The 16,428-nt window shown below is 73.0% G+C and carries 14 protein-coding genes; 6 read left to right on the top strand and 8 right to left on the bottom strand.

Features of this window, described 5'->3' with window-relative positions; translation table 11 throughout:
* The 4 genes from VFZ92_RS23765 to glp all read right to left on the bottom strand — a co-directional run bounded on the left by VFZ92_RS23765 (position 1) and on the right by glp (position 5,825).
* A complete protein-coding gene (locus tag VFZ92_RS23765; RefSeq protein WP_330878219.1) occupies positions 1 to 2,235 on the bottom strand; it encodes an AAA family ATPase in 2,235 nt (744 codons plus the stop codon).
* 423 nt (positions 2,236 to 2,658) lie between these two features.
* The gene (pssA, locus tag VFZ92_RS23760) at positions 2,659 to 3,636 is read right to left on the bottom strand and encodes a CDP-diacylglycerol--serine O-phosphatidyltransferase (protein ID WP_330878218.1); all 978 of its coding nucleotides are present in this window, start codon (positions 3,634 to 3,636) and stop codon (positions 2,659 to 2,661) included.
* A gap of 3 nt (positions 3,637 to 3,639) precedes the next feature.
* Positions 3,640 to 4,350 carry a phosphatidylserine decarboxylase gene (locus VFZ92_RS23755; RefSeq protein ID WP_330878217.1) on the bottom strand — a complete coding sequence of 237 codons (711 nt, stop codon included), beginning with the start codon at positions 4,348 to 4,350 and terminating at the stop codon, positions 3,640 to 3,642.
* A 266-nt stretch (positions 4,351 to 4,616) separates the two neighbouring features.
* On the bottom strand, positions 4,617 to 5,825 hold the full coding sequence (glp, locus tag VFZ92_RS23750) for a gephyrin-like molybdotransferase Glp (RefSeq protein WP_330878216.1): 1,209 nt from the start codon (positions 5,823 to 5,825) through the stop codon (positions 4,617 to 4,619).
* 59 nt (positions 5,826 to 5,884) lie between these two features.
* On the opposite strand from glp, the gene VFZ92_RS23745 reads away from it, so the two are divergent.
* From VFZ92_RS23745 to groL, 4 genes are all read left to right on the top strand, one after another.
* Positions 5,885 to 6,544, top strand: a complete 660-nt coding sequence (locus VFZ92_RS23745) for an AIM24 family protein (protein ID WP_330878215.1) — start codon at positions 5,885 to 5,887, stop codon at positions 6,542 to 6,544.
* A gap of 81 nt (positions 6,545 to 6,625) precedes the next feature.
* A complete protein-coding gene (locus tag VFZ92_RS23740; RefSeq protein ID WP_106185402.1) occupies positions 6,626 to 6,832 on the top strand; it encodes a cold-shock protein in 207 nt (68 codons plus the stop codon).
* A 30-nt stretch (positions 6,833 to 6,862) separates the two neighbouring features.
* Entirely contained in the window at positions 6,863 to 8,194 is a 1,332-nt protein-coding gene (locus VFZ92_RS23735; RefSeq protein WP_330878214.1) for a serine/threonine-protein kinase, read from the top strand.
* 217 nt (positions 8,195 to 8,411) lie between these two features.
* Positions 8,412 to 10,031: a chaperonin GroEL gene (gene groL / locus VFZ92_RS23730; RefSeq protein ID WP_259624382.1), complete on the top strand. Its 1,620-nt coding sequence runs from the start codon at positions 8,412 to 8,414 to the stop codon at positions 10,029 to 10,031.
* 79 nt (positions 10,032 to 10,110) lie between these two features.
* Here the strand turns inward: groL and VFZ92_RS23725 are convergent, their stop codons facing one another.
* From VFZ92_RS23725 to VFZ92_RS23710, 4 genes are all read right to left on the bottom strand, one after another.
* Positions 10,111 to 12,663 (bottom strand): CHAT domain-containing protein, encoded by a 2,553-nt coding sequence (locus VFZ92_RS23725; protein ID WP_330878213.1) that lies wholly within the window; start codon positions 12,661 to 12,663, stop codon positions 10,111 to 10,113.
* A 114-nt stretch (positions 12,664 to 12,777) separates the two neighbouring features.
* A complete protein-coding gene (locus VFZ92_RS23720; protein WP_414719990.1) occupies positions 12,778 to 13,200 on the bottom strand; it encodes a carboxypeptidase regulatory-like domain-containing protein in 423 nt (140 codons plus the stop codon).
* A gap of 59 nt (positions 13,201 to 13,259) precedes the next feature.
* A complete protein-coding gene (locus tag VFZ92_RS23715) occupies positions 13,260 to 13,865 on the bottom strand; it encodes a sigma-70 family RNA polymerase sigma factor (RefSeq protein WP_330878211.1) in 606 nt (201 codons plus the stop codon).
* A gap of 160 nt (positions 13,866 to 14,025) precedes the next feature.
* Positions 14,026 to 14,151: a hypothetical protein gene (locus VFZ92_RS23710; protein ID WP_330878210.1), complete on the bottom strand. Its 126-nt coding sequence runs from the start codon at positions 14,149 to 14,151 to the stop codon at positions 14,026 to 14,028.
* A gap of 220 nt (positions 14,152 to 14,371) precedes the next feature.
* On the opposite strand from VFZ92_RS23710, the gene VFZ92_RS23705 reads away from it, so the two are divergent.
* Together VFZ92_RS23705 and VFZ92_RS23700 are read left to right on the top strand one after the other, a co-directional pair.
* Complete coding sequence (locus tag VFZ92_RS23705; RefSeq protein ID WP_330878209.1) at positions 14,372 to 15,031, top strand: copper homeostasis protein CutC; 660 nt, start codon at positions 14,372 to 14,374, stop codon at positions 15,029 to 15,031.
* Between the two features lie 106 nt (positions 15,032 to 15,137).
* A complete protein-coding gene (locus VFZ92_RS23700) occupies positions 15,138 to 16,421 on the top strand; it encodes an extracellular solute-binding protein (RefSeq protein WP_330878208.1) in 1,284 nt (427 codons plus the stop codon).
* Positions 16,422 to 16,428: the final 7 nt, after the last annotated feature.

Here is a 16,428-nt window from a genome sequence, read left to right as displayed (position 1 = left end):
TCACCGCTCGCGGGACTCGGCGTAGGCGGCCAGCGCGGCCAACTGCGCCGGGTCCAGCGACGGTCGCACGGCCTTGCGCGCGGTGGCCAGGTGCTCCGCCGTCACGACGGCCGCCTCCAGCGACTCGCGCATCGCGGTCAGCGCGGCCTCGCGGATCAGCGCCGCGCAGTCCGCCGCCGAGTAGCCGTCCAGCGACTCGGCCAGCTCGTCCAGGTCGACGTCGTCGGCCAGCGGGGTGTTGCGCGAGGTCGCGCGCAGGATCGCGCCGCGCGCCTCGCCGTCCGGCGGCGGCACGTAGACCATGCGCTCCAACCGGCCCGGCCGCAGCAGCGCGGGGTCCACCAGCTCCGGGCGGTTCGTCGCACCCAGCACGATGACGTCGCGCAACGGCTCCACGCCGTCGAGTTCGGTCAGCAGCGCGGCCACCACCCGGTCCGCCACCCCGGAGTCCGACGACTGGCCCCGCCGGGGCGCCAGCGCGTCCACCTCGTCCAGGAACACCATCGCGGGCGCCGCCTCGGCCGCGCGCCGGAACAGCTCCCGCACGGCCCGCTCGGACTCGCCGACGAACTTGTCCATCAGCTCGGCGCCCTTGACCGACAGCACGTTGAGCTTGCCGCTGCCCGCGAGCGCCCGGATCAGGAACGTCTTGCCGCAGCCGGGAGGCCCGTACAGCAGCAGGCCGCGCGGCGGCTCGACACCCAGGCGGGCGAAGGAATCGGGGTACTGCAACGGCCACAGCGCCGCCTCGGTCAGCGCCTGCTTGACCTCGGTCATGTCGCCGACGTCGTCCAGCGTCAGCCCGCCGGTTTGCAGCGTGTCCGAAGTGGACATCGAGACCGGGCGCACGGTGTCGAGCGCGCCGATCAGGTCCTGTTGCGCCACACGGGGTTCGTCGTGGTCGCGCTGCCGCAGCGCGGACCGCACGGCGGCGTCGCGGCGCAGCGCGACGAGGTCCGCGACGACGAAACCCGGTGTGCGGTCGGCGATGACGCCGAGGTCCACGTCGGACTCCATCGGCACGTCCCGCATCAGCATCCGCAGCAGCTCGGTGCGGCAGCGGCCGTCCGGCAGCGCCAGCGTCAGCTCGCGGTCCACCAGCTCCGGCACGCGCAGCCGAGGGTCGACGGCCTCGGGGTGCGCGGTCGTGACGACCAGCGCCAACCCCTTGGTGCGCACGGCGGAGCGGAGCACGTCCAGCACCACCGTGGCGACCGGCGGCGGGGACGAGGCGGGCAGCAGCGCGTCCACGTCGGTCAGCAGCAGCACGACCGGGCGGTCCTTCGCCGACGCGGCGGCCACGGCGTCGGTCAGCCGCTGCGCGGTCGCGTTCGACTCCAGCACCGCGATGCTCGGCGCGGCCAGCTCGACGACCTCGGCGTCCACGCTGTGCGCCACGGACCGCACCAGCGTGGCCTTCCCGACGCCCTCCGGACCGCTGACCAGCGCGGCCAGCCTCGGTGACGCACCGAGCCTCGCCAGCAGGTCCGGCCGCAGGAACGCCAGGTCCAGCCACTCGGCGAGCCGCTTCGCCGCGTCCCGCTGGCCGACCAGGTCGGTGACCGGCGGCACGAACGAGACCTCCGCGGGCGGCACGTAGGTCGACGTCGACGCGACCGCGCGACCCGTCACCGCGACCTGCACCAGCGCGTTCTCGGCGACGACCGGCCGCGCGTCGCCGGTCCGCGCGCCGTCCCGCCAACCGACCACGCTGGACGGCTGCACGGCCACCGGGCCCGACGGGTCGGTCGCGGTGATCGTGAGCAGCTCGTTGGTCCACGTCATGCCGATCGCGTTCGACAGCTTGCTGCGGGTCGAGCCGACGTCCGTGCCGGGCGGCGGCGCGAGGTCCTGCGGCAGCAGCGACACGGCGTCGCCGACCGTCAGCACCTTGCCGGTCAGCGCCATCCGCAGCGTCTCGGGCGTGAGCGACGTCGTGGCCAGCCGCGAGCCGGACACGGTCACCGACCGAGCCGCCGCCACGTCCACCGGCGCCACGACGATCTCGGAGCCCTCGACGACCCCCAGGTTCGACAGCGCCACGTCGTCCACGAGCACCACTCCTGGCGGCCCGTCGCCCGCGGCGGCGAGCGCCGCGCTCACCCGCGCACCGGTCAGCTTCACCGCGTCCCACGCGCGCAGGCCGAGGGCGTCGAGCACCTCGGGGTGCAGCCGGACGACACCGCGTCGTGTGTCCAGTGCGGACGGGGTCAGCCGAGCGGTCAGCGTGATCACGCCACGAGCCTAGTGCCGGTCGCCGCGCGGCGCGGGTCCTTCGGCGGGCGGAGGTCGTGAGGCGGCCCGGTGGTGTGCCCGTGGTCACGCGCCGAGAACGTCGACGCCCTGCCGGCGGGAACCGGTGGGCGAAGCGACCTGGCGCCCGCGGCGCCCCGTCGGATCGGGTCCAGCCGGTGCTCCCGCCGGTCCGACGACGGCACGCGCCGTGGCTGCCGGGCAGGCAGGGACCGGGTCAGCCGACCGGCGAGCCTCCTCGACGAGTTCGCGCGCCGTGCGGCAACCCCGCCCGCTCCGCCGCGGGCACCCACGACCGGTGCGCCGACCCCCGGCCGGGCCGACCCGAGGCCCCGAGTTCCTGACCGGTGTGAGGCGGAAGCGCGGGCCCCTCCGGGGAGGGACCCGCGCTTCCGGGTGTTCGCACTAGTCCTGGCCGGGGTCCTTCGGCGGCTGGTTGCGCCGCAGGCCCAGCTTGCGCCAGTTCCGGCGCCGGGGACCGGTGTCCACCGCGTACCTCGTCGGGTCGACGCCGTTGCGCCGGGGCAGCCGGGCCACCCGCAGCGCCGCACCGGCCACCCGGCCGCGCAGCGGCTGGTGCAGCCCGAGGCGGCGGTTGGCGACGCCGTGCGCCCGCCGGATCGCCCTGCGGTCCGCGGCGGGCACCTCCCACGCCTCGGGGTGCTTGGCCAGCCACAGGTAGCGCCGCACGGAGTACGGCAGGTGGCCCAGGTAGAAGACCATCGCCGCGATCAGCGCCGCCAGCGGGTAGGTGATGATCGCGGCCCCCAGCAGGGCCACCATCACCAGCAGCGGCGCCACCGCGCGCGGCGGCACCTTGATCGACTTCACCGACAGCGTGGGGATGCGGCTGACGAGCAGCAGCGCCACGGCGACCGTCCACACGACCACGACGGGCACCGAGGACCACCAGCCGGGGCGGCCGATCTGCTCCTCCAGGATCAGCGGCAGCAGCAGCAGCAGTCCGCCCGCGGGCGCGGGCACGCCGACGAAGAACTCCTTGGCGTACGGCGGCTGGTCGACGTCCAGCAGCGTGTTGAAGCGCGCCAGCCGGAGCACCATGCACACCGCGAAGACCAGCGCGACGACCCAGCCGCCCCGGTCGCCCTCGAACTGCCAGATGTAGATGACGAGCGCGGGCGCGACGCCGAACGAGATGGCGTCGGCCAGCGAGTCCAGTTCGGCGCCCATCTTGCTGGTGGCGTCCAGCATCCGCGCGATCCGGCCGTCGAGGCCGTCGAGCAGGGCCGCGGCGGCGATCGCGCCGACCGCCGCCCCCCACATGCCGACGATCGCGAACTGCACCGCCGACAGGCCCGCGCTCATCGCGAGCACGGTGATGGCGTTGGGGAGCAGCCGGATGCCCGGCGTGCTGGGTGCCAAGGATCAGTCCTCCGGGAGCTCGGCGAGCACGGTCTCGCCGCCGATGGTGCGCATGCCCGCCTCGACCAGCGGACGGCTGCCGCGCGGGACGTACAGGTCGACGCGCGAGCCGAACCTGATCAGGCCGTAGGTCTGACCGGCCTCGACCTTCTCGCCCTCGGCGACGTGGCACACGATGCGGCGGGCCACCAGGCCCGCGATCTGCACGACGACCAGGTCGTGGCCGCCGAGCGTGCGCAGCACCACGGTGTTGCGCTCGTTGACCTCGCTGGCCTTGTCCAGGTCCGCGGAGAGGAACTTGCCCGCGTGGTAGGACACCCGGCGCACCTCGCCCGCCGCGGGGATCCGCTGGACGTGCACGTCGAAGACGGACAGGAACACGCTGATCCGGATCATCGGCTCGGTGCCGAGACCCAGCTCGGCGGGCGGGGCCACCTCGACGACGTGCGAGACGGTGCCGTCGGCGGGCGCGACCGCGATGTTCGGCCGGGTCGGCAGGACCCGCTTGGGCTCACGGAAGAACCAGGCGACCCAGGCCGTGACGAGGAAACCGAGCACGCCTGCGCGCTTGGAGAACCGCCGGAGCAGGAAACTGGCGACCGCGGCGCCCGCGACGAACGGGCGGCCTGCGGGGTGCATGGGGGGCACGATGCCCCGAGCGAGTTCGATGAAGTGGGAAACGCCACCACTGTGCTGATCGCGGTCGGAGTTCATTTCGTGGGGAATCCGTTGCTCTTCCGTGGTCGGGCTGTGCTTGGGCCGGCCACACGCTACGCCAAGCGCCCAAAACGGTCGTCCGGCCCGCCCGCGCGTCCCCCGACTGAACGCGCGGACCGGCCGGACGGCCTGCTGGAGGGTGACCGCTGCGGTTGGGCGTGCCACTGGGGCCGCACGTCACGTTCCCGCACTGTAATGCGGGTCACACGCCGTGATCAACGGCGGCGGGTGAGCGTTCGGTCACAGCGGGCGCGGGCCGGGGGTCAGTCCAGGTAGCGGATCGTCACGAGGTCGCCCGCGGCCAGCTCGGTCACGTCCTGCGGCACCTCGATCAGGCAGTTCGCGACGGCCAGCGCCGACAGCAGGTGCGAGCCCGGCCCGCCGACCGGCGTCACGACCTCGCCGGAGTCCGCGTCGTACGCGCCCCGCCGGAACTGCGTGCGGCCGGGCGGCGAGGTGATCGCGGTGCTGATCCGGGCGCGGGCCGAGCGCCGCTCGACCACCGGGAAACCCATGGACGCCAGCAGCGCGGGCCGCACGAACACCTCGAACGACACCTGCGCGCTCACCGGGTTGCCGGGCAGCGTCGCGACCGCCACACCCCGGTAGCGGCCCGCGCCCTGCGGTCCGCCCGGCTGCATCGCGACCCTCAGGAACTCCACGCCCCGACCGGTGAAGGCGTCCTTGACCACCTCGTACGCGCCCGCGCTCACCCCGCCGGACGTCAGCACCAGGTCCACGTCCGCCAGGTGCGGCTCGATGGCCGCGTGGAACGCCGCCACGTCGTCCGGCACGAACCTCAGCAGCTCGGCCTCGCCGCCCGCCTCGCGCACCCCGGCCGCCAGCATCAGGCCGTTCGACTCGTGGATCTGACCCGGCAGCAGCGGTTGTCCCGGCCCGACCAGCTCGGAACCGGTCGACAGCACCAGCACCCTCGGCCGCCTGCGCACCGGCAGCTCGCCGAAGCCCAGCGCGCCCGCCAGCGCGAGCTGCGCCGGACCGAGCACGCGGCCCGCGCGCAGCACGGTGGCGCCGAGGGCCACGTCGTCGGCGGCCCGGCGGATGTTCGTGCCCTCCGCGACCGACGAGCGCAGCTCCACCCGGTCCGTGCCGCCGTCGGTGTGCTCGACCTGGACCACCGCGTCGGCCCCCGCGGGCACGGGCGCGCCGGTCATGATCCGGTGCGCCGTGCCCGCCTCCAGCGGTGCGACGTCGGTCTTCCCGGCCGGGATGTCCTGCGCGACGGGCAGCACCACGGGCACCGCCGCGACGTCCGCCGCGCGCACCGCGTACCCGTCCATGGCGGAGTTGTCGAAGGGGGGCAGCGGGATCGGCGCGACCAGGTCCTCCGCCAGCACCAGCCCGAGGCAGTCGGCGATGGGCGTCGCGCGGACCGGCATCAGCCCCACCAGCCCGGACACGGTGGCCTGGTGCTCGGCGACGCTCGTGAGTGGTTTCGGCACGACGACCATCCTGCCGGGCCCGTGTCAGACTGCTGCCACCGACACAGCGTTGAACTAGGGGGAGAACGGTGCAGGTCCGCACGCGTCACACACCCACCTTCGGGGTCGCGCGGCTGGTTCTGGCCCCCGGCGAGCCGGTGCTGGTGGAGCGGTCCTCGCTCGTCGCGAGCAGCTACGGGGTCGTCTACGAGCCGAAGCCGGGCCCGCCGCTCAAGGCCCAGGGCAAGGGCGTCACCGCGGCCGGGTGCACCGCCGGGCCCGAGGGCGGCTGGGTCGACGTGGCCCCGCCCCTGCCGGGCGACCTGCACGTGCTGGAGCTGGACGGCATCACGGGCTGGTGCGTCGCCAAGACGAGCTGGCTCGCGTCGGCGGGCACCGTCGGGATGGACCCGGTCGCCCCGCCCCTGCGCGCGCTCCAGGGCGGCGACGGCGGTTTCCTCACCTACGTCGTCGGCCACGGACCGGTCGTGCTCACCTGCTACGGCACCCTCGACATCGTGGTGCTCGCCCCCGGTGAGCTGGTCAGCATCGCGGGCGGCCACGTCGTCGGCTTCGGCGAGTCGCTCCAGTGCAGGCTGCGCGCGCTCGCGCCCGACGGCGCCCAGTCCATGCGCACCGGCGAGGGCCTGGCGTTCGACTTCGCGGGCCCCGGCGTGGTGCTGACCCAGACCCGCAGCCCGCAGCAGCTCGGCGGGTGGCTGCACGGCGCGATCGGCTCACGTTCATGACTCCGTAAGGAGGTACACGCCGACTGCTTGTTCTTCTAGCGTTGCGGTTTGCCTCGCGTTTTTTGCGCTTAGGAGGACGTCTTGGCGATCGGCACGGTCAAGTGGTTCAACTCGGAAAAGGGCTACGGCTTCATCGCGACAGACGGAGGCCCTGACGTGTTCGTGCACTACTCCGCCATCCAGATGGAGGGGTTCCGCACGCTCGCCGAGGGCGACCGGGTCGAATTCACGATCGAAGCAGGCAGGGACGGTCGCAGTCAGGCCTCGGAAGTGCGCCGCGCGTCGTGACCGCCGGGGGCGGACGTTAGGCTTCCCCGCGTGTCGGAGGACCTGAGCGGGCGACGGCTAGGCCATTACCGGATCGACGGCGTCCTCGGGCGGGGCGGCATGTCCGTGACCTACCGGGCCACGGACGTGAGACTCGGCCGGAAGGTGGCGCTGAAGGTCATCGGCGAACACCTGACCGCCGACGCCGAGTTCCGCGAGCGGTTCGTGGACGAGGCGCGCAACACCTCGGCGATCGACCACGCGAACATCGTGCCGCTCTACGACTTCGACGAGGTCGACGGGCTGCTCTACATCGCCATGCGGCTGGTCGACGGCTCGGACCTCGCCAGCCACATCAAGGACGGGCCGCTCTCGCCCGCGCGCACGCTGACGCTGCTCGGCCAGGTCGCCGAAGCGCTCGACATGCTGCACGGCAAGGGGCTCGTGCACCTGGACGTGAAACCGGCGAACGTGCTGGTCACGACCAAGGAGGCCGTGCGGGAGCACGTGTACCTCGCGGACTTCGGCCTGACCAGGCGCGGGGCCACCGGCCACCGCACCCGCACCGGCGACTTCCTCGGGTCGCCGACGTACGCGGCGCCGGAGCACCTGCGCGGCGAGCCGGTCGACGGCCGCACCGACGCCTACGCGCTCGCGTGCATGCTCTACGCGTGCCTGAGCGGCAGGCCGCCGTTCCAGGGCGGCGTGCAGGACGTCATCCAGGGCCACCTCGCCCAGGAGATCCCCCCGCTGACCTCGCTGGTGGTGCTGCCGCCCGCGATCGACGACGTGCTGCGCAAGGGCACCGCGAAGGACCCGAACCAGCGGTTCGCGAACTGCCAGGAGCTGATCAACGCGGCCCGTGGCGCGCTCTCGCAGGTCCAGCGGCCCGGCAACCCGCCGGAGCGCCGCCAGGGCTCGGCGGGCCAGCCCGGCGGCTCGCAGCCGCCGTCCGGCTCGATCCCGGTGCAGCAGCCGGTGGTGGGTCCGAACTCCGGGGGAGTACCGGTCCAGCAGTACCAGCCCCCGCAGCCCCAGTCCCAGCCCCAGCAGCAGGTCCGGCCGCCCGCGTACCCGCAGCAGCAGTCCTTCCAGCAGCACCCGAACCAGGAGCCGGTCCGGCTGCGCCCGCCCGCCCCGGTGGGCACCAGCGCGTTCGGCAGCACGTCCAGCAGTTCCCGGCCGACCTGGTTCGCGCCGGTGATCGTGGGTGTGATCGCTATCACCCTCGTCGTGATCGTGGTGATCCTGCTGTCGCCCAGCGACGAGCCGCCGAGCGACTCGCCGGGGTCCACGTCGACCACCCAGTCCATCCAGGTCGGCGAGACGCCGGGCAGCCGCAGGCCGCTGCCCACGAGTGTGCCGGTGAAGCCCACCTCCTGACCTGCACTTCTTGCACTCGACCCTGTCGAGTGCTAAAACCGAACTGGCACTCGGACCACCTGAGTGCCAGCACGCGGGCTAGGACGGTGAGGCTCGCTCCGGTTCTCCGGGGCAGGTCGTCCGTCGCGGGCACCATCCTGGCCAAGCACCGTGTTCCGCTGTGGGCGCACGCCCGCAGTGGCCCCATATCCTTTAAAAGGCGGAGGAACACACCGCAATGGCCAAGATGATCGCGTTCGACGAGGAAGCCCGGCGCGGCCTCGAGCGGGGCATGAACATCCTCGCGGATGCCGTCAAGGTGACGCTCGGCCCGAAGGGTCGCAACGTCGTTCTGGAGAAGAAGTGGGGCGCCCCCACGATCACGAACGACGGCGTCTCGATCGCCAAGGAGATCGAGCTCGAGGACCCCTGGGAGAAGATCGGGGCCGAGCTCGTCAAGGAAGTTGCGAAGAAGACCGACGACGTCGCGGGCGACGGCACCACCACCGCCACCGTGCTGGCCCAGGCGCTCGTGCGCGAGGGCCTGCGCAACGTGGCCGCCGGTGCGAACCCGCTCGGCCTGAAGCGCGGCATCGAGAAGGCCGTCGAGGCCATCACGGAGCAGCTGCTGAAGACCGCCACCACGATCGAGACCAAGGAGCAGATCGCCGCCACGGCGTCCATCTCCGCGGGCGACTCGACGATCGGTGAGCTCATCGCCGAGGCGATGGACAAGGTCGGCAAGGAAGGCGTCATCACGGTCGAGGAGAGCAACGCCCTCGGCCTTGAGCTCGAACTGACCGAGGGCATGCGCTTCGACAAGGGCTACTCCTCGGCCTACTTCGTCACCGACCCGGAGCGCCAGGAAGCCGTCCTCGAGGACGCCTACATCCTGCTCTACGGCTCGAAGATCTCCTCGGTGAAGGACCTGCTCCCGCTGCTGGAGAAGGTCATGCAGGGCGGCAAGCCGCTCCTCATCATCTCGGAGGACGTCGAGGGCGAGGCGCTGGCGACCCTGGTCGTCAACAAGATCCGCGGCACCTTCAAGTCCGTCGCCGTCAAGGCTCCGGGCTTCGGCGACCGCCGCAAGGCGATCCTCCAGGACATCGCCACCCTCACCGGTGGCCAGGTCATCACCGAGGACGTCGGCCTCAAGCTCGACACCGCCGACATCTCGCTGCTGGGCCGCGCCCGCAAGGTCGTCGTGACCAAGGACGAGACGACCATCGTCGAGGGTTCGGGTGACGCCGAGCAGATCCAGGGCCGCGTCAACCAGATCCGCGCCGAGATCGAGAAGTCCGACTCGGACTACGACCGCGAGAAGCTCCAGGAGCGCCTCGCGAAGCTGGCCGGTGGCGTCGCCGTCATCAAGGCCGGTGCCGCGACCGAGGTCGAGCTCAAGGAGCGCAAGCACCGCATCGAGGACGCGGTGCGCAACGCCAAGGCCGCCGTCGAAGAGGGCATCGTCGCCGGTGGTGGCGTCGCCCTCCTCCAGGCCGCCGAGGCCGTCTTCAAGAACCTCCAGCTCACCGGCGACGAGGCCACTGGCGCCAACATCGTCAAGGTGGCCGTCGAGGCTCCGCTGAAGCAGATCGCCGTCAACGCCGGTCTTGAGGGCGGCGTCGTCGTGGAGAAGGTCAAGGGCCTCCCGATCGGCCACGGCCTCAACGCCGCGACCGGTGTCTACGAGGACCTGCTCGCCGCCGGCGTGCCGGACCCGACCAAGGTGACGCGTTCCGCGCTCCAGAACGCCGCCTCCATCGCGGCGCTCTTCCTCACCACCGAGGCCGTCGTGGCCGACAAGCCGGAGAAGAACGCGGCCCCGGCCGCGCCCGACGCCGGCGGCATGGACTTCTGATCAGGTCCTAGCCCCACCGCACCACCGCACCACCTCGAAGGCCCCGAACCGGCTCCCGGTTCGGGGCCTTCGAACGTGATCAGGACCCGAAGCACACGAACGGCCGCCGCAGCGGGTCCGCCGCCACGGCTCGCGCGAGCGCCAGCGGGGCGGGCGCGCCCGCCGCGAGCCCGGCGTGGAACGCGGACACGGTCGCCGCCGCGGCCCGGTCGCCGACCTTGCTCACCGCGGCCACCACGGTGTGCGAGCCGCCCGCCAGCAGCGCTCCGGCGTACCCCAGCGCCTCGTCGCCCGGCTGGATGCGGCTCAGCGCCAGCTCGCACGACGCGAGCACGACCAGACCAGGGCAGCGCTCCAGCCGCGTCACCTCGTGGGCGAACAGCGGCCCGTCGAACAGTTCGAGGCGGGAGAACAGGGCGTTGTCCGCGGTGTGGGTGCCGTGCGCGGCGATGTGGGCGGAGCCCGCCCCGTCCAACGCCTCCAGCACGGCGTCCGCGGTCGCCTCCCCGCCCTCCAGCACCACCGCGTCCGGGTAGACCGCGCGCAGCTCCTCGACCTCGGTCGACCCCTCGGGCAGGTCGGGGCCGCCCACCAGCACCATCCGTCCGCCCCGGACCGCCTCCGCGGCGCTCACCCAGGCCGTGGCCGACGGCGAGACCACGACCGACCGGCCCCGCAGCGACGGCAGGACTCCCCAGGGGACGGCGTAGAGGCCACCGGTGGGGACGACCACCAGGTCCCGGCTCCCCAGCACCGGCAGGAGCGGCTGGACCAGCACGGCGTCCACCGCGGCGGCCCGGCGCGCGGCCGAGGCGGCCACGGTCTCCGCCAGCGCGCCCGCGAGGTGGTCGGGCGCGAGCACGTCCAGGTCGGCGTGCAGCTGCCGGGTTGCCTCCAGGACGTCGGCGGCCGGACCGAGGGCGTGCAGGGTGGCCCCGCCGTCCACCAGGGCCACCGCCGACAGGGCCCCGGCGTCGCAGACGAAGCTCACCATCGCCCGCGCCCCGAGCCGCGACGTCACGTCGGGGACCTTGGCGACCGGCCGGGGCCGACCCCAGGGGCTGGTGTGCCAGCCGAGCCGGGTGACCTCCTGCTGCACCGAGTCGAGCCGGTCCTCCAGCTCGCGGACCGGTCGCCCCTCCAGCCGCGCCTGCTGGAGGCTCCGGCCCAGCGACCGCGACTCCGCCATCCGCCGCCGGAGGACCGGGTCGTCGATGGCGGGCAGCGGTTCGTACCGGTACACCTGCGCCCTGGTCCGCTCCAGCCACTCGAAGGTCTCCGTCGGCGACGGCGGCACCGTGGCCAGCACCAGCCCCACCGCCAGCTCGCCCAGCTCGCGGCCGTGCACCGCGGTGCCGCAGACCAGGTCCAGGCCGCCCACCCGGTCGCGGACCCGCCCCAGTTCGGCCAGTCCCAGCTGCGCCTGCACCAGCGCCGACCCCGGATCGCCCGAGGCGACGGCCACCTCCGCCCGGCACAGCCGCAGCAGCATCACGTGGTCGATCGGCGCGGTGGGCGTGAGCGCGGGGACGCGGGCCGCGAGGTGGTCGACGGGCAGTCCGCGCCGCACGGCCGTCCTGACCGCCGCCATCGTGGCGACCGCCGCCTCGTCCACCAGGCCGACGTCGAGCAGCCGGTCGGCCAGCCGCTCGAACCGCTTCGGCGCCACCTCGGAGCGGGCCGCTTCCGCCCGCAGCCTCGTCAGCGCGGCCACCTCGGCCCACGACCCGCTCCCGCGCCGGGCGAACCGCCTCCTGGCCTGGCCCGCGAACTCCACCGCGGCCTCGTGGTCGCCCAGCAGCAGCGCGGCGGCGGCACGGGCCAGCTCCGCCTCGGCGAGGTCCTGCCCGACCCTGCGCCTCCGCAGCAGGGCGAGGGCTTCGTCGAGGTACCGGGCGGCCTCCGCGGCCAGACCGGCGGTCAGCATCGCGCGCGCCTGGTCGATCCTCAGCCGGGGCACCAGGTCGGGGGCCAGCGTCCGCAGGGCGCGGTCCGCGTCCTCGTAGTGCCGCAGCGCGGTGGGCACGTCCCCGGTCAGCAGCGCGATGTCGCCGAGGTTGCTGCACGCCTTGGCCTTGATCAGCGGGAGGCCGTCGGCCTCGGCCAGCGCGATGGCTCGCCGGACGTCCGCGGCGGCCTCCTCCGGCCGCCCGAACCCGATCGAGGTGAGGCCGCGGTTCAGCAGCGCCGTGCACAGCGCGGCGGCGTCCACACCGGCGGCTTCCATCCGGGCCACCGACTCGTCGTAGAGCGCGAGGGCCTCGGCGGTCCGGCCCGCGCGGTGCAGGATCAGCGCCCGCTGGTCCTGGACGATGGCGCGCAGGCCGCTGCCGTCCGGCAGCGCGGCCGTCAGGTCGTGGGCGGTACCGAGGTGCGCCAGGCCGTCCGGGACGGAGCCCGTCTCGGCTTCCGCGTAGGCCAGCGTGATGAGGATCCGAACGCGCAGAGCGACCACGTCGGGGTCCCCCGACCCGATCGGCAGCTCTCGCAGAGCGGCTCTGAGCAGCTTCGCCGCGTCAGCGGGGCGGCCCGCTGACGCCGCCCGGTAGCCCTGCCCGCGCAGAGCCGTGGCGGACTCGACACCCGCACGGGACGTCGCGGCGGTGACGTCCGCGTCGTGGAGGAGGGGCACCTGTCAATCGCAGCACGCGGAACGCGGTCGGTGGGGTTGCGGTCGGCTGGTCCTCCTGGTCCGAACGGGTCACGTTCGGATGGTCCAGCACCGCTCCGCGCAGGGTGGCGGCGGCTACAACATGATCGTGGGTGTCACCACCGTGCGCCCGCGTTCACCTCGGGCGTTGACCAGGTGCACGACGATCTGCGTGGTGCCGGTGGGCACGTCGGACAGCACGAACCGGCCCCCGTCGTCGGCCGTCGTCGTGGACGACTCGTGCTCGGCCACCCTGACCTCCACCGTGTGCTCGCCCGCGGGCACCAACCAGCCGTCTATCCGGTGTCTGGCCCCGGTCGAGGTGAAGTTGACCATCAGCGTCAGGTTGTCCACCGTGAACGTGATGGTTCCGGGCTGCCCGCCGCGGACGCCCGCGAGCGAGCCCGCACGCTCCCACCTGGCCACCTCGACGTCGAGGTCCTCCAAGGCGATGGCGAACTGGACGCGCTCCACGAGATCCGCGGGCGGCGGGTCGAGCTCGTAGACCAGTCGGGTCAGCTCCGAGAGGACGGCGGTGTCCTCGAAGCCCCTGGGGTCATCGCGCGGGTCGATGTCGTTCACCGCGATCCTCCTTCCGCATCGAGATGTGTGCGCAGCGTCGTCAGGCACCGCCCCCTGGTGGGGCCGATGCTGCCGCGCGGGATGGCCAGCGCCTCGGCGACCGTGCGGTACTCGGCCCGTCCCGCCAGGACGGTGAGCCGCAGCAGCTCCTGGCACCTTTGCGACAAACGCCCGAACGCCCGCCACAACCGGATGTCCCGGTCGTCGACGAGCGCGGCGTCCTCAGGCAGCCCGTGGGTGCTCTCCAGGTGGTCGGCGAGCTCGTCGGTGAGCCCGGTCTCCCGCTTGGCGGGCGTCCACGTGCGCCGCGCCTCCCGGCGGGTGGCGACGACGAGCCACCCCACCAGTGCGCGCGGTTCGTGCAGGCGGTCGATGTGGCGCAGGAACGCCAGCCACACCGTCTGCACCACGTCCTCGGCCGTCGCGCGGTCGAGTCCGTGCCCCCTGGCGACGTGCCACACCAGCGGGGTGAGCTCGGCGACGAGGACGTCCAGCGCCCTCCGATCGCCCGTGCGGGCGGCGATCACGCAGGCGGCGTGTCTGTCCGTGCCCGCCAAACCTTCCCACGGCGGGTGTTCGCCGGTCGTGCGCAGCTCACCCACGTCCTCACCTCCCGGTGTAGTCGGTCTACCCGCTCCGATGATCGCCGAAGCGGCCCGCGGCGCCTCCCCCGAAACGCCGCGGGCCGCTCCTCTGCGGCGGTCTCCCCGATCGACACCCCTCGAAGTCGACCGACTCACCACCCGTTCCCCCCGTGGTTCGTCAGTCGGTCGGCACCGGGTCGTCGTGCGTCTGGTGCTGGCCGTTCGGGTTCACCGGCGTCGAGGGGGCCGGTGACAACTGGTTCTCGGGCTTCTCGGGCGTGTCGCCAGGCGGATTGGCGGTCATCCGAGTCCTCCTCGCTCAGGTCGTTGAGGGTCTGTCACCAGCACAAGAGCGTGGTCGGCCTGAGTAGATACACCCATCCGGAATTGATTTGGCTCACTCCCCGCACCGAATCGGTTCCGCTGCGCACACGGCCGACGGTCGGTGCCGCCGGGCGGGTGACGGGCCGGAGCGCACGGGTGATCGAGGTGGGAAGGGGCTTCGAGGCCTTATGGTCCAGACCATGCTGGAAGTCATCGCTCTGGACGCGGCGGACGCCGAAGCCGCGCAAGCCGGTGGAGCACACCGGTTGGAACTGGTAGCCGACATGGCATCGGACGGGCTCACCCCACCCCCGTCGGTGCTCACGAGCGTGCTCGCCGCGACGGACCTGCCGGTCCGGGTCATGCTCCGCGACGCAGGGGGCTTCGGGCCCGGCAGCGTCGACGGGCTGCGCCGGGACGCGGCGGCGCTGCGGGAACTGGGTGCGACCGAGTTCGTGCTCGGGTTCCTCACCGACGCGGGGGAGGTCGACGTGCGGACGTGCGAGGCCGTGCTCGCGGAGCTGGACGGGTGCCGGTGGACGTTCCACCGCGCCCTGGACAACTCGGCCGACCCGCTGGCCGCGTGGTCGGTCGTCGCCGGGCTCGGCTGCGACACCGTGCTCGCGAGCGGCAGCCCCGAGGGCGTCGAGGACGGCCTGCCGGTGCTGCACGAGCTGATCGCGCGGCAGGGGACCGGCGGGCCGCGGGTGCTGGTGGGCGGTGGTCTGCGGGCCGAGCAGGTGGCGCCGCTCAAGGCGGCGGGGGCCACCGGGTTCCACGTCGGCAGCGCCGTCCGGCCGTCCGGCTGGGGCGGTCCGGTGTCGGCCGAGGCGGTGCGCACCTGGGCGGATCTGGTCTAGACCCTTGCCGAAACGGACACGCCGCTCCTAACATCGCCGAATCGCGTTGCTCACCGCGAAATGATCGTTGCACATGGTGCAATAAGTCTCGCTGAGGGGATCTGAGATGCGGTTCGTGTTGTTGGCTGCGGCGTGTTCCGTGGTGCTGGCCGGGTGCGCGCCGGTGACGTCGTCGGGACCGACCACCCAGAGCGGTGACCAGCAGACCGGCCAGCTCCGGGTGTGGCTGTTCGACGAGGTGAACCGCGGCCCCAAGGAGGAGGTCGTGAAGCAGGCGGTCAGCGAGTTCCAGGCCGCCAACTCCGGCGTCACCGTGGACGTGCAGTACATCCAGGTGTCCACCCGCGCCGAGCGCTTCAAGGCCGCCTTCAGCGACCCGAAGAGCGCGCCGGACGTCGCCGAGTTCGGCAACACCGACCTCGCGGGCTACGTCGCCTCCGGCGGGTTCGCCGACATCAGCGCTGAGATGTCGGCCTGGGCTGACGGCAAGGACTTCCTGCCCGCCGTCCTCGACACCGCCAAGGTCGAGGGCAAGACCTACGGGCTGCCCTGGTACGTCGGCGTCCGCGCCCTCTACTACCGCACGGACGTGTTCACCGAGCTGGGGATCCAGCCGCCGAAGACCCTCGACGAGATCGCGCCCCTGGCCCGCAGGATCCGCGCCGCCAAGCCCGACATGCTCGGCATCTCCGCGGGCGGCAAGTACACGTTCGGGATGCTGCCCTTCGTCTGGGCCAACGGGGGCGACATCGCCACCGTGAACGGCGCCAAGTACACGGCGAAGATCGACAGCGCCGAGGCGAAGAAGGGCGTCGCCAAGTACACCGAGCTGCTCGCCGACGACATCTGCCCGCCGTCGCAGTGCGCGGCCAACGGCGGCGACGCGAGCGTCGAGGCGTTCCGGGCAGGCAAGGCCGCGATGGTCATCGGCGGTGACTTCAACCGCAAGTCCGTCGACGCCAGCACCGCCGCGGGCAAGTACGCGGTCGTCCCGCTGCCCGGCACCACCGAGGGCTCCATCGCCCCCGCGTTCGCGGGCGGCAACCTGCTCGGCGTCATGAAGGGCACCGAGCGCAGGACCCTCGCGACCAAGTTCCTCCAGCTCCTCGGCGGCAAGCAGTACCAGCAGAAGATGTTCCAGGCCATGGGCAACCTGCCCACGTTCGCCGACGTGCAGGCCGAGGTCGCGAAGAACGACGCCTTCGAGCAGCCGTTCATCAAGACCCTCGAAGCGGGCACCAGGTTCGTGCCGGTCACGCCGACGTGGGCCAAGATCGACGCGCAGGCCGTCCTGCCGACGATGCTCCAGCAGATCGCGGCCGAGGGCCAGGACGTCGACACCGCCACCAAGACGGCCGCCGAGTCCATGAACGCGGCCTTCACCTCGTGACGCAGCG

This window comes from Umezawaea sp. (genome assembly GCF_036375055.1).
In the GTDB taxonomy this organism is placed as follows: Bacteria; Actinomycetota; Actinomycetes; order Mycobacteriales; family Pseudonocardiaceae; genus Umezawaea.
This window is presented reverse-complemented; position numbering and strand designations above follow the sequence as displayed.